This is a genomic window from uncultured Frigoribacterium sp. (assembly GCF_963515265.1).
GTDB lineage: Bacteria > Actinomycetota > Actinomycetes > Actinomycetales > Microbacteriaceae > Frigoribacterium.
Genome location: NZ_CAUPYL010000028.1, coordinates 1 through 21,063 on the forward strand (window position 1 = coordinate 1; position 21,063 = coordinate 21,063).

The window sequence follows — 21,063 nt, forward strand, 5'->3', positions numbered from 1 at the left end:
GGCCGCTGCTGCCCCGCGGCGCCCTCGTCGCGGCCGCGGGCGTCCCGGCCCTCGTGCTGCTGCGCGGTCTCGTGGGCGCGGCCTTCCTCGGCAGCGACGTGTACCTCCCCTACATGCTGTCGTCGCAGTACGGCTTCGCGCCCGCCGCCTCCGGCATCACCCTCACGCTGGGCGCCGTCGCCTGGGCCGCCGCGAGCTGGGCCCAGGGGCGGCTCGGCGACCGGGTCGCCCAGCGGACCGGCATCCGCGTCGGCATCGTGCTGGTGCTCGTCGGCGTCCTCTCCGCCGGGGCGTCGGCCCTGGGGCACCTGCACCCGGCCGTCGTCATCACCGGCTGGGCCCTCGCGGGCGCGGGGATGGGCTTCATGTACCCGCGCTTCTCCGTGCTCGTTCTGCGCTGGTCGCGCGACGACGAGAAGGGCTTCAACAGCTCGGCCCTGACGATCGCCGACTCGTCGGGCTCGGCGATCGCGCTCGCCGTGACGGGGGCCGCGTTCCTCCAGCTCGGCGGCGCCGACGAGCCCGCCGCCTTCGTGGCGTGCTTCGCCGTCGCCGCGGTCGTCGCGCTCACCGCGCTGCTGGTGAGCGGTCGCGGGGCGCCGCGCGGTCGTTGAGCGCGGCTCCTCGCCCCTCGGTCGAGGGACGCCCGCCGAAGTCTGCATAATGGTCTGCAGCGCGCGATGTGTACGGTCACATCGCCGATCAGCGATGGAGCGACGTGAAGCACGAGGTCGAGAAGGTGCGCGCGCCGAACATCCGCGACGTCGCGGCCCTCGCGGGCGTCTCGTACCAGACGGTGTCGCGGGTCCTCAACGACAGCCCGAGCATCCGCCCCGCGACGCGGCAGCGCGTGCTCGACGTCATCGACCAGATCGGCTACCGCCCGAACCAGGCCGCCCGGGCGCTGTCGACGAGCCGGTCCAAGGCCATCGGCGTGCTCACCCTGCAGAACGTCCACTTCGGCCCGCAGACGATGGTCAACGCCATCGAGGTCGAGGCGAGGGCGGCCGGGTACCGGCTCAGCATCGCCAGCACGTCGCGCGCCGACGACGACGTGCGGGCGAGCATCGACCTGCTGAGCAACCAGGCGGTGGAGGCGATCATCGTCATCGCGCCCCAGCGCAAGTTCTTCGCCGTGCTCGACGAGCTCGAGCTGGGGGTGCCGATCGTCGCGCTCGACTCGTCGCCGCGCACCAACGCGCACAGCCTCGCCGTCGACCAGCACGCCGGCGCGCGCCTGGCGACGCGGCACCTGATCGACCTCGGCCACAAGCACATCGTCCACGTCGCGGGCCCCCAGGACTGGATCGAGGCCGACGAGCGGATGCAGGGGTTCCTCTACGAGATGGCCGAGGCCGAGCTCACGGTCGAGCCGCCGATCCTCGGCGACCTGACGGCCGACTTCGGCTACCTCGCCGGGCGAGAGCTGCTGAGGCGACGTGACTTCACCGCCGTCTTCTCGGCGAACGACCTCATGGCGGTCGGGCTGCTGCACGCGTTCCGCGAGGCCGGCGTCGACGTGCCGCGCGAGGTCAGCGTCGTCGGGTTCGACGACTCGCCGACCGCTCCCCACCTCTGGCCGCCGCTCACGACCGTGCGCCAGGACTTCGCTCTGATCGGTCGCCGCGCGGTCGAGCTCGTCGTCGCCGAGCTCGACGGCAAGCCCGTCGAGGGGCGCACCCTGATCGCGCCGGAGCTCGTGGTCCGGGGCTCGACCGATCGTCCCTGGTTCCTCTAGGAGGAGGTCCCTCGCTCCTGCCGGGCGCCGGTCGGGCGTCCTCGCGAGGGCCCGGCGACACGCGGTGGACCGAGGCATTTGACAGGGACCCCCGCCGGGATTAGCTTTGCTCCAGTCGCGGTGTGAACGGTCACATCCCGAGTCTCACAGGCCCTCCCGAAGGGCCTGGGCCGGGGCGACGAGAGAAGACGATGGTTCCCGCCGGCCCTGGCCGACGGTGACGACGACGAAGTCGATACATGGAGGTCAGCGTGCGCGCAGCACAGATCACGATGAGCGGGAGCCGCGGGGGTGCCGGCCGTGGCCGTTGACTCTCCCGTCATCCTCGAGATGCGCTCCATCACGAAGGAGTTCCCGGGCGTCAAGGCGCTCGACGACGTGTCGATGCAGGTGCGTGCCGGCGAGGTCCACGCGATCTGCGGCGAGAACGGCGCCGGCAAGTCGACCCTGATGAAGGTCCTCTCGGGGGTCTACCCCTTCGGCACCTACGCGGGCGACATCGTCTACCAGGGCGACGTGCAGAAGTTCCGCGACATCAAGTCGAGCGAGTCCGCGGGGATCGTCATCATCCACCAGGAACTCGCCCTGATCCCCGAGCTGTCGATCACCGAGAACATCTTCCTCGGCAACGAGCCCACCCGTTTCGGCGCCATCGACTGGCAGTCCGCCAAGACCCGCGCCGTCGACCTGCTCGCCCGCGTCGGCCTCAAGGACGACCCGGACACGGCCGTCAAGAACCTCGGCGTCGGCAAGCAGCAGCTGGTCGAGATCGCCAAGGCGCTCAACAAGAACGTCAAGCTGCTCATCCTCGACGAGCCCACCGCTGCCCTCAACGAGGCCGACTCGCAGCACCTGCTCGACCTGATCCGCGGGCTCAAGGGCCGCGGCATCGCGTCGATCATGATCAGCCACAAGCTCAACGAGATCGAGGCCATCGCCGACTCGATCACGATCATCCGCGACGGCAAGACCATCGAGACGCTCGACGTCAAGGCCGACGGCGTCAACGAGGACCGGATCATCCGCGGCATGGTCGGGCGCAACCTGGCCAGCCGGTTCCCCGACCGCACGCCCTCGATCGGCGAGGTGTTCTTCGAGGTCAAGGACTGGTGGGTCCGCCACCCCCAGACCGCCGAGCGCTTCGTCTGCAAGGGCTCGTCGATCACCGTCCGCAAGGGCGAGATCGTCGGGCTCGCCGGCCTCATGGGCGCGGGCCGCACCGAGCTCGCGATGAGCATCTTCGGCCGCTCGTACGGCCAGTTCGTCTCGGGCGAGATCGTCAAGGACGGCGAGCGGATCGAGATCAAGAACGTCCGTGACGCCATCGACAACGGCCTCGCCTACGTCTCGGAGGACAGGAAGGTGCTCGGCCTCAACCTGCTCGACGACATCAAGCGCTCGACCGTGGCGGCCAAGCTCTCGAAGATCTCCCGCGCCTCCGTCGTGAACACCTACGAGGAGCACTCCATCGCGGAGGAGTACCGCAAGAGCCTGCGGGTCAAGACGCCCACCGTCGACGAGGGCGTCGCCAAGCTGTCCGGCGGCAACCAGCAGAAGGTCGTGCTGGCGAAGTGGATGTTCACCGACCCCGACCTGCTCATCCTGGACGAGCCGACCCGCGGCATCGACGTGGGCGCGAAGTTCGAGATCTATAACATCATCAACCAGCTCGCAGCCCAGGGGAAAGGCGTGATCGTCATCTCGTCCGAGCTCCCGGAGCTGCTGGGGCTCTCGGACCGGATCTACACGATCTTCGAGGGCACCGTCACCAACGAGATCGACGCGGCGGACGCCGACGCCGAGACGCTCATGCGCACCATGACGTCGAAGAAGAAGGAGCAGGCCGCATGAGCGGAATCAAGGACCTGAAGAAGGTCTTCGGCGGGAACACGTCGAACGCCCGTCAGTTCGGCATGATCGCGACCCTCGTGGTGGCCATCGTCATCTTCCAGTTCCTGACGGGCGGGCTCACCCTCGAGCCGACGAACCTCATCGCCCTGGTCAGCCAGTACTCGTACATCCTGATCCTCGCCATCGGCATGGTCATGGTCATCGTCGCCGGCCACATCGACCTGTCGGTCGGCTCCGTCGCCGCCTTCGTCGGGATCATGGTCGCGACGTCGATGACGACCTGGAACTTCCCGTGGCCCGTCGCCATCGTCTTCGGCCTCGTCGTCGGCGCGGCCATCGGTGCCTGGCAGGGCTTCTGGGTCGCCTACGTCGGCGTCCCGGCCTTCATCGTCACGCTGGCGGGCATGCTGCTCTTCCGCGGCGCCAACCAGTTCGTCGGCAACGCCACCACGCTGCCCGTTCCCGAGGCCTACACGGTCATCGGCGCCGGCTACCTGCCCGAGTTCGGGCCGAACACCGGCTACAACAACGCGACCCTGCTGCTCGGCCTGATCCTCGCCGCAGTCGTCGTCTGGCGCGAGTTCCGCCTCCGTCGGGTGCAGCGCACCATGGGCAGCGAGATGGCCCCGCTGTGGGTCAGCTTCGTCAAGCTCGCCGTGCTCGTCGCGATCATCCTGTACGCCGCCACGCTCTTCGGCGGCGGCCGGGTCGGCACCTCGTTCCCCGTGTCGGGCATCATCCTCGGCGTGCTCGTGCTGGTCTACGGATTCATCACGCAGAACACGATCTTCGGCCGGCACATCTACGCGGTCGGCGGCAACTCGCACGCCGCCGAGCTGTCGGGCGTCAACGCGAAGCGCATCAACTTCTTCGTGATGATGAACATGTCCGTGCTCGCCGCCCTCGCCGGCATGATCTACGTCGCCCGGGCCGGGGCCTCCGGCCCCCAGGACGGCCTGAACTGGGAGCTCGACGCCATCGCGTCGGTCTTCATCGGCGGCGCGGCCGTCGCCGGCGGCATCGGCACCGTGACCGGCTCGATCGTCGGTGGTTTCGTCATCGCCGTGCTGAACAACGGCCTGCAGCTCATGGGCGTCGGCTCGGACAAGGTGCAGATGATCAAGGGCCTCGTGCTCCTGATCGCCGTCGCCGTCGACGTCTACAACAAGAGCCAGGGTCGCCCGTCCATCACGGGCTTCCTGACCCGTGGCCTCCGCCGCGACAAGGACGGCATCGCGGCGCCTGCCGCGTCGGTCGAGACCTCGACCGCCGGCCGCCAGTCCGGCGTCGGCCGGGCGACCGACGCCCCCGCCGGCGCGGTCCAGCCGAACGGCGACCTCACCGACGTGCAGCGACCCACGTCGACCACGCCCAACTAGACCCGCACCTCCGCGTGCCCGTCCACCGACGGCCGGGCGCGCATTCCCCGGGAGCACCAGCTCCCACACCTGCAACCCCCCTACAAGAAAGTAGACACAGCATGCGCAAAATCGCGCTGGCGACCATGGCGGTCGCCGCAGCAACGACGCTGATCCTGAGCGGCTGCTCGAACTCGGCTCGCACCGACGCCGGCTCGGGCGACGCGGCCTCCGGCTTCGAGCAGGGCTCGACCATCGGCGTCGCGCTGCCCGCGAAGACCAGTGAGAACTGGGTCCTCGCCGGCGACCTGTTCACCGACGGCCTCACCGAGGCGGGCTTCGAGCCCGACGTGCAGTACGCGGCTGCCTCCGGCACCGTCGCGAACCAGCAGGAGCAGATCCAGTCCATGGTCACCAAGGGCGCGAAGGTGATCATCATCGGCGCGGCCGACGGTGCTCAGCTCGGCACCCAGGTGAAGGCGGCCCACGACGCGGGCGCCGTCGTCATCGCCTACGACCGCCTCATCCTCAACACCGAGGACGTCGACTACTACGTCGCCTACGACAACTTCAACGTCGGCGAGCTCCAGGGCCAGGCCCTGCTCGACGGCATGAAGGCCAAGAAGGCGGAGGGCCCGTACAACATCGAGCTGTTCTCCGGCTCGTCCGACGACGCCAACTCGAAGGTCTTCTTCGACGGCGCCATGAGCGTCCTGCAGCCGGCCATCGACGACGGCACCGTCGTCGTCGCCTCGGGCCAGACCGACATCAAGCAGACCGCGACCGACGGCTGGAAGGCCGAGAACGCCCAGCGCCGCATGGACTCGCTGCTGACCAGCACCTACGGCACCGCCGAGCTGGACGGCGTCCTGAGCCCCAACGACACGCTGGCCCGCGCCATCATCACCTCGGTGCAGGGCGCCGGCAAGGACGTCCCGGTCGTCACCGGCCAGGACTCCGAGGTCGAGTCGGTCAAGTCGATCATGGAGGGCGTGCAGTACTCCACGATCAACAAGGACACCCGCAACCTGGTCGCGCAGGCCATCGACATGGTGACCTCGCTGTCCGAGGGCGACAAGGCCGAGACGAACGACGACGAGTCGTACGACAACGGCTCGAAGATCGTCCCGGCCTACCTGCTGCCCCCGCAGATCGTCACCAAGGAGAACGCCGCCGAGGCGTACGCCAACGACCCCACCCTGGGCCCGCTGACGAAGTAGCGCCACCCGCACCACCCGCGTCACCACGAGAGCCGATCGCCCTGCACCGGGGCGGTCGGCTCTCGCCGTCCCCGGCCGGTACGGTGGTGCCGTGACGGCAGGGAACGAGGAGGCGACGGTCGCGATAGCGCCCCCGGTCACGATCGAGCTGCTGCTCGCGTCGCCCCGCTCCCGCTACGTCGGCCGCCCCGCCGACGGGCCCGAGCCGCCTCCCGCCGGGCCCGAGCTGCACGAGAGCGTCGAGCTCCGCGCCGGCCTCGGGATCGTCGGCGACCGCTACTTCGCGAAGCCTGCGCACCGGGGCGCGTCGGTGACGCTCTTCGCGGCCGAGTCCCTCGAGGCGGTCGCGCGCCTCCTCGACCTCGACGAGCCGCTCGACGCGGTCGCGGCCCGGCGCAACGTCGTGACGCGCGGCCTCGACGTCGACGCGCTGCGCGGACGCACGATCAGCCTCGACACCGGCGACGGCCCGGTCCTGCTGCGCGTGAACAGGCCGGCGAACCCGTGCGCGTGGATGGACCACGTGCTCGCTCCCGGGGCGTTCCGGGCCATGAGGGGGCTCGGCGGGATGCGCTGCGAGCCGCTGACGGACGGCGTCCTGCGGCTGGGCACGGCGACGGTCGAGGTCGACCCGGCGGACCCGCGCGACGTGCACCCGGCCTAGGGGCGCGAGGAGGAGGCGGCGGTCACTGCCACCAGGCCGGCGTCATCGCGGCCATCGTGTCGAGCAGCGCCTTGCGGCTGGTGCGCTTGCCCCGCAGCCAGGCCTCGATGGCCCCGACGAGGGCGTGGGCGAACCAGCCGGCGGCGATGTGGACCGACAGCCCCTCGGGCAGGGAGCCCTCGGGGAGACCCTCGATGTGCTGCAGGGACGAGGTCTCGAAGTGGCCGGCGAGCGCCTGGTGGATCGACGCGTCCAGCGCGTCCGGCAGCGCGAGCCGGTACATGTCGCGGTAGCGGACGACGTGGTCGACGACGCGCTCGATGGCCCGGCTGGTGAACTCCGCCCCGTCGGCACCGGTCGATGCCGCGCGGGCGGCCTGGTCGTCGAGGCGGATCTGGTCGAGCTCGGGCGTGATCACGTCGGTCAGCAGGCCGCCCGGCGACGTCGCGTGGCTGTAGAACGTCGCACGGTTGATCCCCGCGGCGCGCGTGACGTCGGCCACCGTGATGGTCGACACGGGCTGCTTCGACGCGAGCTCGACGATGGCGCCGTGCAGCGCCTTGGTCGTCTGGACGATGCGGGCGTCGACCATGGAGGCCTCCTGGATGTCGTGCCGTGGCCGCGGCGGGGGCCTCGGCTGAGCCGATCCTAGTGGTGCTCGACAGCCGTCGGCCTCGGCGACGCCGTGTCGCGAAGTCGGACTCCGTCGTGCGGCCGAGGCCGTGACGGAGGCCCTGTCGGCGGGGCCGAGGCGGGGCTACGATCGATGTCGACCACGCCCGTCGTCCGTGCGCAGCGTCACCCCTCCCACCCACCACCACGTCCAGGTCGCGCGGTGTCGGATCGAACCGATTCGAGCGCGCCTGGTCGGCCCTGTCGTGAGGACATCCCCGTGAGCATCGTCGTCCACCCCGGTGACGCCCTGACCCGCCGCCAGAGGCTCGTCTACGTGATCGTCCTGGGCGCGCTGACCGCGCTCGGCCCGCTCACGATCGACCTCTACCTGCCGGCCTTCCCGTCGCTCGAGGACGACCTGGGCGTCACTGCGGGCCTCGTGCAGCTCACCCTCACGGCGACGACGATCGGCTTCGGGGTCGGGCAGCTGCTCGTCGGCCCGTGGAGCGACAAGGTCGGTCGCCGCCTGCCCCTCATCGTGGCGACCGCCGTCCACATCGGCGCCAGCGTCGGCGCCGCCGCCGCCCCCGACATCACGTGGCTCGCGGTCTTCCGCGTCCTGCAGGGCATGGGCGCCGCCGCCGGCGGCGTCGTCGCCATGGCCACCGTGCGCGACCTGTTCGGCGGCCTGCCGCTCGTGCGCATGCTGTCCCGCCTCGCGCTCGTCACCGGCCTCGCGCCCGTGCTCGCCCCGGTCGTCGGCTCGCAGCTGCTCCGGTTCACCGACTGGCGCGGCATCTTCTGGTTCCTCGTCGCCTACGGCGTGCTCATCCTGCTCGCGGCGATCTTCCTGATCGTCGAGACCCTGCCCGAGTCGGCCCGCCACGGCGCCGGCCACACGACCCTCCGGCAGCGCTACCGGGCCCTCTTCAGCGACCGCGTCTTCGTCGGCGTCGCGCTGATCGGCGCCATGGTCTTCTCGGGCCTCTTCACGTACCTGTCCGCCTCGTCGTTCCTCTTCCAGGACGTGTACGGCCTCGACGCCCAGCAGTACGGCTACCTCTTCGCGATCAACTCGCTCGGCATCGTGGTCGGCGTCCAGGTCAGCTCGCGCCTCGCCCGTCGGGTGCCCCCGGCGTACATCCTCGCGGGGTCGACGACCGTGCTGATCGTCAGCGCCGGGCTGATCGTGCTGCTCGACTCGCTGCACGTGGGGCTGCTCGGCATCCTCGTGCCGCTCTGGTTCTTCATCGCGGCGTGCGGCTTCACGTTCCCGCAGGTGCAGGTGCTGGGCCTCGCGAACCACGGTGCCGAGGCCGGCACGGCCGCTTCCCTGCTCGGAGCCCTCAACTTCGGCCTCGCCGGCATCATCTCGCCGGTCGTCGGCTTCCTCGGGATCGACACCGCGGTGCCGATGGGCAGCGTGATGATGGTCACCTCGGCCGTGGCCATCCTCAGCCTGTGGCTGCTGGTGCGGCCACGCAGCGTCCCGGCGCTCGCGCACTAGGCCGGGCCTGGGAGGCGCGGAGCAGCCCCCAGGAGGCGCCGGCCGACCCGGGCGGGCCGCGCCGCACCTCCGTCGGTACTGTCGGCGGATGGACACCTCGCCCCTCGCCCCGAAGCCGGCCACCCCGCGGGAGGCGACCGTCGCCCGGCGCGTGCAGCGCCGGTGGTGGGTCTTCAGCGCGCTCGGCGCGATCGGGGTCGTGCTGCTGATCGGCGTGGTCGTGACGGCGAGGGCAGGGCGGCTCGGCATCGACGAGCGCTTCATGAACGAGCTCGTCGAGCACCGCAGCGACTTCTGGATCGCCCCGGCCCTCGTCTTCGACACGGTCGGGGCAGGGCTGATCGGAGTCTTCGTCGTGCCGATCGGCGTCGCCGTGGTCTTCCTGCTCCGTCGGCGCCCGTGGGCGGCTCTCTACTGGATCTGCGCGTGCGCCCTGAGCGCCGGCGTCGTCCAGGTGATCAAGCACACCTTCGGACGGGCGCGGCCGACCGAGATCCTCGTGGTGAGCGACTACGGCTCGTTCCCGTCGGGCCACACCGCCAACGCCGCGACCCTCGCCGTCGTGCTCGGCGTCGTGCTCCGCCGGGTCTGGGTCTGGGCGGCCGGCGTCGTCTGGACCGTGCTGATGCTGCTCAGCCGCACCTACCTCGGGGCGCACTGGCTGACCGACACGATCGGCGGGCTGCTGATCGGCGCCGGCGTCGCGGTCGTCCTCTGGGCCCCGGTCGCCCATCGGCTGCTCGACGAGCAGGAGAGGGTCAGGGGGCGCGGCTGGGTGTGGCAGCCGCGCGCCGGTGCGGGTGCCTAGGCTGACCCCATGACCGACCCCCTCGACCAGGCCAGGGCGGAGGCCGCCGCGGCGGTCGCCGCCGCCGAGCAGGCGAAGCGCGACGCGGAGGCGGCGCTGGCGCGGGCCGAGGAGCTCGCGGCCGAGGCCGAGGCAGCGGCGCAGGAGGCGGCCGAGGCCGAGCAGGACGCCCGGGCGGCAGCGACCCCAGCACCGGATGCAGGTACGGCCGACCCGGTCGCCGCTGCCGGTCCTGCCGAGGTGACGACCGCCTCCTCGGGTCCGCTCTCGTCCGCCGCCGTCGACGCGGTGCGGGCCGGATACGCCACCGAGGGCCCGGCCCTCGAGATCGGCTCGCTCGTGAACGGCGACGCGCTCGCCGACGTCCCCGTGCGGATCCCGCTCGGCATGCTGAACCGGCACGGCCTGATCGCGGGCGCGACGGGCACGGGCAAGACGAAGACGCTGCAGGTGCTCGCCGAGCAGCTGTCCGCGGCGGGCGTGCCCGTCTTCGCGGCCGACGTGAAGGGCGACCTCTCCGGCCTCGCCGCCGCGGGCGAGTCCAGCGAGAAGCTGCTCGCGCGCACCCGCGGCATCGGCCAGGACTGGACGCCCCTGGCGGCCCCCGCCGAGTTCTTCTCGCTCGGCGACGGCGGCCCCGGCGTGCCGGTGCGGGCGACGGTGAGCGGCTTCGGGCCGATCCTGCTCAGCAAGGTGCTCGGCCTGAACGACACGCAGGAGTCGAGCCTCGGCCTCGTCTTCCACTACGCCGAGCGAGCGGGGCTGCCGCTGCTCGACCTGGCAGACCTCCGCAGCGTCCTCAGCTACCTGACGAGCGACGACGGCAAGGCGGAGCTCGCCGAGCTCGGCGGCCTCAGCAAGGCGACCGTCGGGGTGGTGCTGCGCGAGCTGATCACCTTCGCCGACCAGGGCGCCGACGCGTTCTTCGGCGAGCCCGAGATCGACACGGCCGTGTTCCTCCGTTCCGCGGCCGACGGTCACGGCATCGTCAGCCTGCTCGAGCTGCCCGGCGTCCACGACCGGCCGGCGTTGTTCTCGACGTTCCTGATGTGGTTGCTCGCCGACCTCTACAACGACCTCCCTGAGGTGGGCGACCTCGACCGGCCGAAGCTCGTCTTCTTCTTCGACGAGGCCCACCTGCTCTTCGCGGGCGCCTCGGACGCGTTCCTCGACCAGGTGACGCGCACCGTGCGGCTGATCCGGTCGAAGGGCGTCGGCATCGTCTTCGTCACGCAGACCCCGAAGGACGTGCCCGGCGACGTCCTCGCGCAGCTCGGCTCACGGATCCAGCACCAGCTGCGGGCCTTCACGCCCGACGACGCCAAGGCGCTGCGGGCCACCGTCTCGACCTACCCCACGAGCGACTACGACCTCGGGGCCGTGCTGACCAGCTTGGGCACGGGGGAGGCTGTCGTCACCGTGATGAACGAGAAGGGCGCGCCCAGCCCGGTCGCGTGGACGCGGGTCCGGGCGCCCCAGGGCTCGATGTCGCCGCTGCCCGCCGACGAGATGACGGCCCGGGTCGCCGCGTCGCCGCTCTGGCCGGTCTACGGCGCGCCCGTCGACCGCGACTCCGCGCGCGAGATGCTGGCCCGCAAGCTCGAGGCCGCCGCGCTGCGCCGTCGCGAGCTCGACGAGGCCACCGCGCGCGACGAGGCCCTCGTGCTCCAGGCGAAGGAGGCGGCGGCCCGGGAGAAGCACGACGCGGCTGCCCTGAAGGCGGCCGAGAAGGAGCGGAAGGCCGCCCAGGCCGAGTACGAGCGCCAGCAACGCGAGTTCGAGAAGGCCGAGCGTGCCGCTGCGTCGACGAGGGCGCGTCGGACGGGCGGCTCGACCCGCTCCTCCTCGTCGTCCGGTCGTGGCCGCGCCGGCGGCGGTGCGGGCGGCGTGCTCGGGGACGTGCTCGGCTCGAGCGCCGGCAAGACGATCGTCCGCGAGGTCGTGAAGGGGATCTTCGGGACGCTGCGCCGGCGCTGAGCCCGGCGGGGCGTGGCCCGTGGCAGCGCGACGGGGAGGCGGGCGCTGGCGGGACGAGGGAGGGCTCAGCCCGTGAAGGCCTGCCAGACGACCGCCAGCAGGCTCGTGGCGACGGCGAACGCCAGCACGACCAGCGTGGTGCTGAGCCAGCGGCGGCCCTCGTACCACGACCGGCTCTCGGGCCAGGTGCGGTAGAACTCAGGCCCCGACATCGGACGCGAGACCGTCGTCACGGCGCTGCCGAGTGCATCGGTGACGGCCGTGATCGCCTCGTCGGGCCAGTACCCGCCCCGCATGCGGAAGAGCACCTCGCCGTCGCGGCCGAGGGCGATCAGCTGCGGCACCGTCTCGGTCGAGGCGCCGCGGTAGGTGCGCGCGACGAGGACGGTCGCGACGGCGTCGCGGGGGAGCCGCACGCTGCCCGGGAGCCATCCGCGCTTGAAGAACTCCGTCGAGCTGACGCCGGCGTACGAGACCCGGAACCGCCAGTACATGAGGAGCCCCACGACGACGGCCACGTCGGCGACCCACAGCACGGCCGGCCAGCGGCCGGTCGGCCAGGTCAGCCAGAGCAGGGCCCCGAGCACGGGCACGAGGCTGAGGACCGCGGTGAGCACGGCGGTCCGGGCGATCGTGCGCCGGGGCACGGCGATCACCTCGAAGTCGTCGCGCGCGACACCGGTCACCATGTCAGCCCCCTCGGCCCTCGGCTGCCTCCCCCCTCAGAGAGGACGACCGTCGACCCGACGGCCTGCCGTGGCACCGATCATAAGGGAGGCGCCCCCCGGGCCGGACCGCTCTGTCCGGTCCGCGAAAGTGCGGCTCGGCAGCCTCCCGGCGTCGACTCACCGGCGTGTGCCCGACTGCCTCGTCAGCGGTCGCGGAGCTTCTCGAGGTCGCGGCGTTCGCGCTTCGTCGGTCGACCGGCCCCCCTGTCCCGGACCGCCACCACGGCGGTCTCCTCGCGCGGGGGAGGAGGCGGCGTCAGGTCGGTCATCGCCTCGGCGGCGACGGAGGCGCCCACCCGCTTCACGAGGCACGTGCGGACCACGAGGATCCGGTCGAACCCGGCCACGCGCACCCGGACCTCGTCGCCGGGCCGGACCGACTGCGACGCCTTGACCCGCTCGCCGTTCACCCGGACGTGCCCGGCGCGGCAGCCCGCCGTCGCCGCCGAGCGCGTCTTGTAGACGCGGACCGCCCACAGCCAGCTGTCGACGCGGGCGGAGGCGGGGGAGTCCATCCGACGATGCTACGTCGGGCCGGCCGCGCGCCGCGTGCCCGCCGCCTCCTCGGCCCGCCGCCCGCCGCAGGTGCGTCCGCAGCACCTCGCGCCGTCCGCTACCATGGACGAGGTCGTGCGCCAGTGATTCTGTCGCCCGCCCTGGAGGATTCGCCTAGTGGCCTATGGCGCACGCTTGGAAAGCGTGTTGGGTGCAAGCCCTCAGGGGTTCGAATCCCCTATCCTCCGCGTCGCGATGGCCCTCCCCTGCGGGAGGGCCATCGCTCGTCCACCGTTGGTTCGCCCTTCGGGCGACACCGGAACGGCCCTCCCCTTCGGGAGGGCCGTTCGTGCGTTCGTGCCCGTGCGGCGCCGCCCGCACCCCTCGAACCCGCGCGCACCCTCCCGCGCGCCCGAGGGTGCGCGTGGGTTCCGAGGGGCCCGCTCGACGGCGGCCCAGGAGGCGGCCGTCGCGCCGGGCATGACAGCGCAGCGGCAATTGCGCGTTCGAGACGAGGTGTACCTGGCCGTATGTGCGCGAATCACACCCCCGGATCGGCACAACACCCTCCGTTCCGGGGGTGTAGTGCGGGTCCAGGGGTGTAGCTCGAGCGGTGGCGGCGCAGGCGGCGTGCGGCGGGCCTAGGAAGCGGCGGTGCCGTCCAGCATCAGCGTCATGTACCGAAGGTCGAGCCAGCGGCCGAACTTGACGCCGACCTCGCGCAGCAGCCCCGCGTCCTCGAAGCCGAGCGACCGGTGCAGCCGCACCGAGCCCTCGTTGCCGGCCTCGACGAGGGCGACCATGACGTGGTGGCCGGCCTCCCTGGCCCCGGCGACCAGCGCCTCCAGCAGGCTGCGGCCGATGCCGGCGCCCTGGCGGCCCTCGCGCACGTAGACGCTGTTCTCGACCGTGTGGCGGTAGCCGTCCTTGGCGTGGAACGGGCCGAAGCTCGCGTACCCGACGACGAGGTCGCCCTCGACGGCGACGATCGCGGCCGTCCCCGGGCGGCTGTGGGCGGCGAGCCAGTCGCGGCGCCCCTGCAGGTCGGGCTCCACGTCGGTCCAGATGGCCGTCGAGCGGGCGACGGCGTCGGCGTGGATCTCGAGGACCCCGGGGAGGTCGGACTCGGCGGCGGGGCGGATGATCACGGCACGATCATAGGAGGGGCCGAGCCCGGCGAGGATCCCGGCGTGCGGGCTGTCCGACCCTGTGAACCGTCGGAGGCGCCGGTCCGACCCGAGGACGCCCGCGTAGGTTCTGGTCATGACTGACGACACCTACACCGCGTCCTTCCTCGGCGACGACGGCCAGGAGGCCCGCACCGAGCAGCTCGAGTCGATCGGCGGCCAGCCGCAGAAGAGCCTCGTCCGGCCCGCGGCCGACGGCGGCGACGACGTCAACTGGGAGCTCGACCCCGACACCTCGACCGAGGGGAACGCGGTGTACCGCTCCCTCGGAGTCGCGCAGCACGACTACTCCTGAGCCGTCGGGCCGGGCGGGACCCGGAGACCGGCTCCCGCCCGGAGCCGCCGCGGCGATAACATATCGCGACGGCGCACCTGCGCCCCTCAGCCAGACCGCGCACGACGGCGTGCGCACAGGAGGCGCTCGTGACCACACGACGTGACGGATCCCGCTCGGTGCTCCGCAAGAAGCCCGTGCAGCAGATCGAGGACGAGACCGGGGGCACCGGCCTCTTCAAGAGCCTCGGGCTGTGGCAGCTGACGGCCATCGGCGTCGGCGGCATCATCGGTGTCGGCATCTTCTCGCTGGCGGGGCTCGTCGCCCACGGCGACGACGCGAACCCCGGGGTCGGACCGGCCGTCCTGTTCTCCTTCTTGATCGCCGGTCTCGCCAGTGCCGCGGCGGCGCTCTCGTACGCCGAGTTCGCGGGCATGATCCCGCGGGCCGGCTCCGCCTACACCTACGGCTACGTCGCCCTCGGCGAGATCATCGGCTGGTTCATCGGCTGGGACCTGCTGCTCGAGTACGTGGCCATCGTGGCCGTCGTCGCGATCGGCATCTCGGGCTACTTCGACGCGTTCCTCTCGGGGCTCGGGCTGCAGCTCCCCGACGCGATCGCCTCGACGCCCGACGCGGGGCAGGGCGGCGTGGTCAACCTGCCCGCGATCGTCGTCTGCCTGGTCGTCACCTTCATCCTGAGCCGGGGGTCGAAGGCGTTCGGCCGCTTCGAGATCGTCGCCGTCGGCATCAAGGTGCTGCTGGTGCTGTTCATCATCGGCATCGGCCTGTTCCACCTGAGCGCCGAGAACTTCTCGCCCTTCGTGCCCAACGGCTTCGGGCCGGTCTTCACCGGGGCCGCCACCGTCTTCTTCGCCGTCTTCGGCTACGACGCGATGAGCACCGCGGCGGAGGAGAGCGTCGACGGCAAGAAGCACATGCCGAAGGCGATCATCCTGTCGCTGATCATCGCGATGATCCTCTACGTCGCCGCCACGCTGGTGCTCACCGGCATGCAGGACTACCGCGAGATCGATCCGGCCGCCGGCTTCGCCTCGGCCTTCAGCAGCGTCGGACTGCCGGTGGTGGCCACGATCATCTCGGTGTTCGCGGTCATCTCGATCCTCACCGTCATGCTCACGTTCCTGCTCGGCGTCACGCGGGTCTGGTTCTCGATGAGCCGCGACGGCCTGCTGCCCGGCTGGTTCGCGCGGACCGACCGCAAGGGCGTCCCGCAGCGCGTCACGTGGATCGCGGGCATCGCCTCCGCGCTGCTCGCCGGGGTGTTCCCCATCCGCGCCGTCGCCGACCTGACGAACATCGGCATCCTCGCCGCGTTCGTGGTCGTCTGCGTCGCGGTCATCGTGTTCCGCTACCGCAGGCCCGACGAGCCGCGCACCTTCCGCCTCCCGTTCATGCCCTTCGTCCCGGCCTTCGGGGTGCTGGCGAGCGGGTTCCTCATCTCGCAGCTGCACTGGGAGACCTGGCTGCGCTTCGGCATCTGGCTGCTCGTCGGTCTCGCGCTCTACTTCGGCTACGGCCGCAGGCACTCGCTGCTGAACCCGGACAGCCCGCGTCTGCCCCGCTGACCTCCCCGGCGCCTCCGAGCCCGCCGGACGTAGGCTGGGCGACGTGTCCACCCGCATCTACATCACGTCCGCAGAAGGCCACACCGGCAAGTCGACGATCGCCCTCGGCGTGCTCGACACCCTGAGCCACGAGGTCGGCCGGGTGGGGGTGTTCCGCCCCGTGGCCCGCTCGACGCGCGAGCGCGACTACGTGCTCGAGCTGCTGCTCGCGCACGACAGCGTCGACCTCGACTACGAGGAGTGCGTCGGCGTCACCTACGACGACGTGCACCGCGACCCGGACGCCGCGCTCGCCGCGATCGTCAGCCGGTTCTCCGCCGTCGAGCGGCAGTGCGACGCGGTCGTCGTGATCGGCTCCGACTACACCGACGTCGGCAGCCCCACCGAGCTGTCCTTCAACGCCCGGGTGGCCGCCAACCTCGGCGCCCCCGTGCTGCTCGTCCTCGGCGGCCGCAGCGCCGCCGACGGCACGACCCCTCGCACCGGCGCGGACATGCGCCAGGTGGCCGAGGTCACGACGGCCGAGCTCCGCAACGAGCACGCCAGCCTGCTCGCCGTCGTCGCGAACCGGGTCGACCCCGAGCACCTCGACGACGTCGTCGAGGGCGTGGGCCAGGCGCTCGCCGCGAGCCCTTCGGGCACCGTGCCCGTCTGGGCGCTGCCGGAGGACCGCCTCCTCGTCGCCCCCACCGTCCGCGCCGTGCTCGGGGCGACCGGCTCGACGTTCCTGCGCGGCGACGAGGCCCTGCTCGACCGTGAGGTCGAGGGGGTCGTCGTCGCCGCCATGTCGATGGAGAACGTGCTCCCGCGGCTGATCGAGGGGGCCGTGGTGGTCGTGCCCGGCGACCGGTCCGACGTCCTCGTCGCGACGGTGCTCGCCCACGCGTCCGAGACGTTCCCGTCGCTCGCCGCGGTCGTGCTGAACGGCGGCTTCGCGCTGGCGCCCCAGGTCGACCGCCTCGTCGAGGGCCTCGGCAGCACGCTGCCCATCGCCCGCAGCGAGCTGGGCACCTACGACGCCGCGCTGGCCATCACCCAGACCCGGGGCCGTCTCGCCGCCGACTCGCCCCGCAAGTACGACCTCGCGCTGTCGCTCTTCGAGACGCACGTCGACGGCAGGGAGCTGCTCCGCCTGCTCGAGGTCAGCCCCTCCGGCGTCGTCACGCCGCTGATGTTCGAGCACCAGCTGCTCGAGCGCGCCCGGAGCGTGAAGAAGCACATCGTGCTGCCCGAGGGCGACGACGACCGCATCCTGCGTGCCGCGTCGACGCTGCTGCAGCGCGGCGTGGCCGACCTCACGCTGCTGGGCGACGAGGGCGTGATCCGCGCACGCGGCGCCGAGCTCGGCCTCGACCTCGCCGACGCCCGGGTGCTCGACCCGTTCGACGCCAGCCTGCAGGTGCAGTTCGCCGCCGAGTACGCGAAGCTGCGCGCCCACAAGGGCATCTCGGCGAGCATGGCGATGGACACCGTCACGGACGTCTCGTACTTCGGCACGATGATGGTCAAGCTCGGCCTCGCCGACGGCATGGTCTCCGGGGCGGCGCACACGACCGCCCACACCATCCGCCCCGCGTTCGAGGTGATCAAGACGGTGCCGGGCGTCGGCGTCGTGTCGAGCGTGTTCCTCATGGCGCTCGCCGACCGCGTGCTGGTCTACGGCGACTGCGCCGTCATCCCCGACCCGACCGCCGAGCAGCTCGCCGACATCGCCCTCTCGTCGGCCGAGACCGCGGTGCAGTTCGGCATCGAGCCGCGCGTCGCGATGCTCAGCTACAGCACGGGCGACAGCGGCTCGGGCGCGGACGTCGAGAAGGTCCGCGCCGCGACGGCGCTGGTGCGTGAGCGCCGCCCCGACCTGCTCGTCGAGGGCCCGATCCAGTACGACGCCGCAGCCGACCCGGTCGTGGCCGCCGCGAAGATGCCCGACTCCGAGGTCGCGGGGCGGGCGACCGTGTTCATCTTCCCCGACCTGAACACCGGCAACAACACGTACAAGGCCGTGCAGCGGAGCGCGGGGGCGGTCGCGATCGGGCCCATCCTGCAGGGCCTCCGCAAGCCGATCAACGACCTCTCGCGCGGCGCGCTCGTCGGCGACATCGTCAACACGGTGGCCATCACCGCCATCCAGGCCGGCACCGAGGCCGCCGCCGCCGAGACCTCCACCACCACCGAAGGGAACACCCCGTGAGCGCAGTGCTCGTCGTCAACTCCGGCTCGTCTTCGTTCAAGTACCAGCTGATCGAGCTGGACGACGAGACGACGCTCGCGTCGGGGCTGGTCGAGCGGATCGGGGAGGCGGTGGGCCAGACCCGGCACCGCAACCACCTGACGGGTGCCGAGAGCAGCAACGACTCGCAGCCGATCGCCGACCACGCGGCCGGGTTCGAGGCGATGATGGCCGCCTTCGCCGCGCAGGGCCCCTCCTTCGACGAGCACCCGCCCACGGCCGTCGGCCACCGTGTCGTGCACGGGGGAGTGGACTTCGACCGGGCCACCCTCGTCACCGACGAGGTGGAGAAGGCGATCGACCGCCTCTCCGCGCTGGCGCCGCTGCACAACCCCGCGAACCTGCAGGGCATCAGGGCCGCGAAGGAGGCGTTCGCCGACGTGCCCCACGTGGCGGTGTTCGACACGGCGTTCCACCAGACGCTGGCGCCTGCCGCGTACACCTACGCCATCGACGCGGAGCTGGCCGAGAAGCACCACGTGCGCCGGTTCGGGTTCCACGGCACCTCGCACAAGTACGTGTCCGAGAAGACCGCCGAGTTCCTCGGCCGTCCGCTCGCCGAGCTCAAGATCATCGTCCTGCACCTCGGCAACGGCGCCTCCGCCGCGGCGATCGACGGCGGCCGCTCGATCGAGACGAGCATGGGGATGACGCCCCTCGAGGGGCTCGTCATGGGCACGCGGTCCGGCGACATCGACCCGGCAGCCGTCTTCCACCTGCACCGCGAGGCGGGTCTCGACTTCGACGAGCTCGAGACCCTGCTGAACAAGGGCAGCGGGCTGCTCGGCCTCACCGGCAGCGGCGACATGCGCGACGTGCAGGACAGCGCCTCGCGCGGCGACGCCGTGGCGGAGTCGGCGCTGGCCGTCTACCGCCACCGCATCCGCCACTACGTCGGCGCTTACGTCGCCCAGCTCGGCGGCCTCGACGCGGTCGTCTTCACCGCGGGCGTGGGCGAGAACAACGCCCTGCTGCGCCGCCGGACGCTGGCCGGGCTCGACTTCTTCGGCATCCGGGTCGACGACGACCGCAACGAGCTCGCCTCGCGGGACGCCCGCCGCATCTCGCCCGACGGAGCGTCCGTCGACGTCCTCGTGGTCCCCACGAACGAGGAGCTCGAGATCGCCCGGCAGGCCGCGGCGCTCCGCTAGGTCGTGGCGGCCGGCCCGTCAGCCGGACGACGAGAGGGGCGGCCCCTGCGTCGACCTCAGTACTTGATCGTGGCGAGCGCGTCCGAGACGGGGGTCTCGCCCGAGACGAGCTCGAACTGCGTCCTGACCGCGGTGCCCTCGATGATCGCCGTGGCGATCACCTCCGCCACGTCGGCGCGGGAGACCGTGCCCCGCTCGACGGTCTGGCCCACCGTGACCTTTCCGGTGCCGGGGTCGTCGGTGAGGCCGCCGGGGCGCACGACGGTCCAGTCGAGGCCGTCGCGGGCGCGCAGGTCGGCGTCGGCCTCGCTCTTCGCGCGCATGTACACCTGGTAGACGGCGTCGTCGTCCTCGGCGGGCAGCTGGGCCTTCTCGGGGTCGAAGTCGTCCGTGCCGATGGCCGACACCATCACGTAGCGGGAGACGCCCGCCTTCTCCGCCGCGTCGGCGAGCAGGACGGCGCCGTCACGGTCGATCGTGAGCTTGCGCTCGGCGCCGCTGCCGCCCCCGCCGCCGGCTGCGAAGACCACGGCGTCGGCACCGTCGAGGTGACCCGCGAGGGTCTCGACGTCAATCTGCTCCAGGTCGAGGACGAGCGCGCGGGCACCCGCCGCCTCGAGGTCGGACGTGTGGTCGGGGTTGCGGACGATGCCGACCGGGTCGTGCCCGGCGTCGGCGAGTCGGCGTTCGAGGAGCTGGGCGATCTTGCCGTGTCCTCCGGCGATGACGATTCTCATGCACCCAGGGAACACCCCGTGTCGCGCAGACCACCCAGGAGCCGCTAAACTTCTCGAGGCTCCTCACGTGGCGCCATCCAGGCCAACTCCCCCAGGGCGGAAACGCAGCAAGGGCAACCGGGCTCTGGCGGGTGCGTGAGGGGTCTCTATTTTTTAACGCGCCGCTGCCCCCGCGGCGCTTCGGCGCGGTGTCCTGCGTGGTGCGGACGGGATCAGCCGGTCGCGTTGTCGGGACGGTGCGCCGCTGCCCCCGCGGCGCTTCGGCGCCGCGTCCTGTGTGGTGCGGACGGGATCAGCCGGTCGCGCTGTCGGGACGGCGCGCCGCCGCCCCTGCGGCGCGTCGGCGCGGTGTCCTGCCTGGTGCGGACGGGATCAGCCGGTCGCGCTGTCGGGACGGTGCGCCGCTGCGCTCCCGGCGCTTCGGCGCCGCGTCCTGTGTGGTGCGGTCAGGGTCGGCGGGTCACGTCGCCGTGCTGCAGGTGACTCCCAGCAGGCCGAAGTTCACCGTTCGGGTCCCCGAGAAGGGCGACGACCACGGCGCGGTGCCGGCCGTGCCCTGCACGCGGTAGGTCGCGGTGCTGACGCCCAGGATCTCCGCTGGCACCTGGTAGCTCCTCGTCGTCACGGTGGCGACAGGCAGGGTCACGCCGTTCCGGTAGACGTTCCACGACGGCGGCTCGACTCCGCCCGCGGGGAGCGGCGTCGGGACGTCCCACGACAGGACGGGGGCCCCGAGGAGACCTCCGCCGGTGCACGCGATCGCCGAGGCGCCCACGAGGGTCCCCGTGGTCGCCGTCCCGGTCGCGCGGGCCGTGTCCCCGAAGGCGGCGAGGGTGGGCTCGGGAGGAGCGGCAGTCAGGGTCGCGGCGAGGGCGAGCGCGACGACCGTCGACACGGCGGCGGTGCCGGCGGTGCCGGCGGTGCGGTGCCGGCC

The 21,063-nt window shown here is 72.0% G+C and carries 18 protein-coding genes, 1 tRNA gene, 1 other RNA gene and 1 pseudogene; 15 read left to right on the forward strand and 6 right to left on the reverse strand.

Annotation, left to right across the window (positions count from 1 at the left end; all coding sequences use genetic code 11):
• The 6 genes from RWM17_RS04745 to RWM17_RS04770 form a co-directional block, all read left to right on the forward strand.
• On the forward strand, window positions 1–614 hold a 614-nt coding region (locus RWM17_RS04745; protein WP_314101824.1), incomplete at its 5' end, for an MFS transporter.
• Between the two features lie 104 nt (window positions 615–718).
• Window positions 719–1,738, forward strand: coding sequence for a LacI family DNA-binding transcriptional regulator (locus RWM17_RS04750; protein ID WP_314101825.1), 1,020 nt, complete (start codon window positions 719–721; stop codon window positions 1,736–1,738).
• Window positions 1,739–2,068: 330 nt separating this feature from the next.
• On the forward strand, window positions 2,069–3,589 hold the full coding sequence (gene mmsA, locus RWM17_RS04755; RefSeq protein ID WP_314101847.1) for a multiple monosaccharide ABC transporter ATP-binding protein: 1,521 nt from the start codon (window positions 2,069–2,071) through the stop codon (window positions 3,587–3,589).
• Window positions 3,590–3,594: 5 nt separating this feature from the next.
• The gene (gene mmsB / locus RWM17_RS04760) at window positions 3,595–4,968 is read left to right on the forward strand and encodes a multiple monosaccharide ABC transporter permease (RefSeq protein ID WP_314101849.1); all 1,374 of its coding nucleotides are present in this window, start codon (window positions 3,595–3,597) and stop codon (window positions 4,966–4,968) included.
• A gap of 101 nt (window positions 4,969–5,069) precedes the next feature.
• Entirely contained in the window at window positions 5,070–6,167 is a 1,098-nt protein-coding gene (locus RWM17_RS04765) for a sugar-binding protein (RefSeq protein WP_314101826.1), read from the forward strand.
• A 91-nt stretch (window positions 6,168–6,258) separates the two neighbouring features.
• The gene (locus tag RWM17_RS04770; RefSeq protein WP_314101828.1) at window positions 6,259–6,831 is read left to right on the forward strand and encodes an MOSC domain-containing protein; all 573 of its coding nucleotides are present in this window, start codon (window positions 6,259–6,261) and stop codon (window positions 6,829–6,831) included.
• Window positions 6,832–6,853: 22 nt separating this feature from the next.
• On the opposite strand, the gene RWM17_RS04775 is transcribed toward RWM17_RS04770, so the two are convergent.
• Window positions 6,854–7,423 (reverse strand): TetR/AcrR family transcriptional regulator, encoded by a 570-nt coding sequence (locus RWM17_RS04775; protein ID WP_314101830.1) that lies wholly within the window; start codon window positions 7,421–7,423, stop codon window positions 6,854–6,856.
• 300 nt (window positions 7,424–7,723) lie between these two features.
• On the opposite strand from RWM17_RS04775, the gene RWM17_RS04780 reads away from it, so the two are divergent.
• The 3 genes from RWM17_RS04780 (at window position 7,724) to RWM17_RS04790 (ending at window position 11,738) form a co-directional block, all read left to right on the forward strand.
• Complete coding sequence (locus RWM17_RS04780) at window positions 7,724–8,953, forward strand: multidrug effflux MFS transporter (protein ID WP_399540091.1); 1,230 nt, start codon at window positions 7,724–7,726, stop codon at window positions 8,951–8,953.
• An 88-nt stretch (window positions 8,954–9,041) separates the two neighbouring features.
• A complete protein-coding gene (locus tag RWM17_RS04785; RefSeq protein WP_314101832.1) occupies window positions 9,042–9,761 on the forward strand; it encodes a phosphatase PAP2 family protein in 720 nt (239 codons plus the stop codon).
• A 9-nt stretch (window positions 9,762–9,770) separates the two neighbouring features.
• Window positions 9,771–11,738 (forward strand): helicase HerA-like domain-containing protein, encoded by a 1,968-nt coding sequence (locus RWM17_RS04790; protein WP_314101833.1) that lies wholly within the window; start codon window positions 9,771–9,773, stop codon window positions 11,736–11,738.
• A gap of 65 nt (window positions 11,739–11,803) precedes the next feature.
• On the opposite strand, the gene RWM17_RS04795 is transcribed toward RWM17_RS04790, so the two are convergent.
• Together RWM17_RS04795 and RWM17_RS04800 are read right to left on the reverse strand one after the other, a co-directional pair.
• Complete coding sequence (locus RWM17_RS04795; RefSeq protein ID WP_314101835.1) at window positions 11,804–12,427, reverse strand: hypothetical protein; 624 nt, start codon at window positions 12,425–12,427, stop codon at window positions 11,804–11,806.
• A 182-nt stretch (window positions 12,428–12,609) separates the two neighbouring features.
• Window positions 12,610–12,981 (reverse strand): RNA-binding S4 domain-containing protein, encoded by a 372-nt coding sequence (locus RWM17_RS04800; RefSeq protein WP_192042140.1) that lies wholly within the window; start codon window positions 12,979–12,981, stop codon window positions 12,610–12,612.
• 143 nt (window positions 12,982–13,124) lie between these two features.
• On the opposite strand from RWM17_RS04800, the gene RWM17_RS04805 reads away from it, so the two are divergent.
• Window positions 13,125–13,209, forward strand: a tRNA-Ser gene (locus RWM17_RS04805).
• A gap of 393 nt (window positions 13,210–13,602) precedes the next feature.
• Here the strand turns inward: RWM17_RS04805 and RWM17_RS04810 are convergent.
• Window positions 13,603–14,226 (reverse strand): GNAT family N-acetyltransferase, encoded by a 624-nt coding sequence (locus tag RWM17_RS04810; RefSeq protein WP_314101837.1) that lies wholly within the window; start codon window positions 14,224–14,226, stop codon window positions 13,603–13,605.
• Here RWM17_RS04810 and RWM17_RS04815 point away from each other — a divergent pair.
• From RWM17_RS04815 to RWM17_RS04830, 4 genes are all read left to right on the forward strand, one after another.
• On the forward strand, window positions 14,225–14,443 hold the full coding sequence (locus RWM17_RS04815; protein WP_192169332.1) for a hypothetical protein: 219 nt from the start codon (window positions 14,225–14,227) through the stop codon (window positions 14,441–14,443). The genes RWM17_RS04810 and RWM17_RS04815 overlap by 2 nt on opposite strands.
• A gap of 128 nt (window positions 14,444–14,571) precedes the next feature.
• Entirely contained in the window at window positions 14,572–16,011 is a 1,440-nt protein-coding gene (locus RWM17_RS04820; RefSeq protein WP_314101839.1) for an amino acid permease, read from the forward strand.
• Between the two features lie 43 nt (window positions 16,012–16,054).
• Window positions 16,055–18,202 (forward strand): phosphate acetyltransferase, encoded by a 2,148-nt coding sequence (gene pta, locus RWM17_RS04825; RefSeq protein ID WP_314101841.1) that lies wholly within the window; start codon window positions 16,055–16,057, stop codon window positions 18,200–18,202.
• Window positions 18,199–19,392 carry an acetate kinase gene (locus tag RWM17_RS04830; RefSeq protein ID WP_314101843.1) on the forward strand — a complete coding sequence of 398 codons (1,194 nt, stop codon included), beginning with the start codon at window positions 18,199–18,201 and terminating at the stop codon, window positions 19,390–19,392. The genes pta and RWM17_RS04830 overlap by 4 nt, the downstream gene beginning before the upstream one ends.
• A gap of 56 nt (window positions 19,393–19,448) precedes the next feature.
• On the opposite strand, the gene RWM17_RS04835 is transcribed toward RWM17_RS04830, so the two are convergent.
• Window positions 19,449–20,129 (reverse strand): SDR family oxidoreductase, encoded by a 681-nt coding sequence (locus RWM17_RS04835; RefSeq protein ID WP_314101845.1) that lies wholly within the window; start codon window positions 20,127–20,129, stop codon window positions 19,449–19,451.
• A gap of 54 nt (window positions 20,130–20,183) precedes the next feature.
• Here RWM17_RS04835 and ffs point away from each other — a divergent pair.
• Window positions 20,184–20,280: signal recognition particle sRNA small type (ffs, locus tag RWM17_RS04840), an RNA gene on the forward strand.
• A 309-nt stretch (window positions 20,281–20,589) separates the two neighbouring features.
• Here the strand turns inward: ffs and RWM17_RS04845 are convergent.
• Window positions 20,590–21,063, reverse strand: a pseudogene (locus RWM17_RS04845) (hypothetical protein); the annotation flags it as partial.

Bases quoted from the DNA above. Each gene is read 5' to 3' on its own strand.
- RWM17_RS04765 (WP_314101826.1), top strand. From the start codon at position 5,070: ATGCGCAAAATCGCGCTGGCGACCATGGCGGTCGCCGCAGCAACGACG.
- RWM17_RS04790 (WP_314101833.1), top strand. From the start codon at position 9,771: ATGACCGACCCCCTCGACCAGGCCAGGGCGGAGGCCGCCGCGGCGGTC.
- RWM17_RS04815 (WP_192169332.1), top strand. From the start codon at position 14,225: ATGACTGACGACACCTACACCGCGTCCTTCCTCGGCGACGACGGCCAG.
- mmsA (WP_314101847.1), top strand. From the start codon at position 2,069: ATGCGCTCCATCACGAAGGAGTTCCCGGGCGTCAAGGCGCTCGACGAC.
- RWM17_RS04835 (WP_314101845.1), bottom strand. From the start codon at position 20,129: ATGAGAATCGTCATCGCCGGAGGACACGGCAAGATCGCCCAGCTCCTC.
- RWM17_RS04775 (WP_314101830.1), bottom strand. From the start codon at position 7,423: ATGGTCGACGCCCGCATCGTCCAGACGACCAAGGCGCTGCACGGCGCC.
- RWM17_RS04800 (WP_192042140.1), bottom strand. From the start codon at position 12,981: ATGGACTCCCCCGCCTCCGCCCGCGTCGACAGCTGGCTGTGGGCGGTC.
- RWM17_RS04795 (WP_314101835.1), bottom strand. From the start codon at position 12,427: ATGGTGACCGGTGTCGCGCGCGACGACTTCGAGGTGATCGCCGTGCCC.
- RWM17_RS04810 (WP_314101837.1), bottom strand. From the start codon at position 14,226: ATGACCAGAACCTACGCGGGCGTCCTCGGGTCGGACCGGCGCCTCCGA.
- RWM17_RS04785 (WP_314101832.1), top strand. From the start codon at position 9,042: ATGGACACCTCGCCCCTCGCCCCGAAGCCGGCCACCCCGCGGGAGGCG.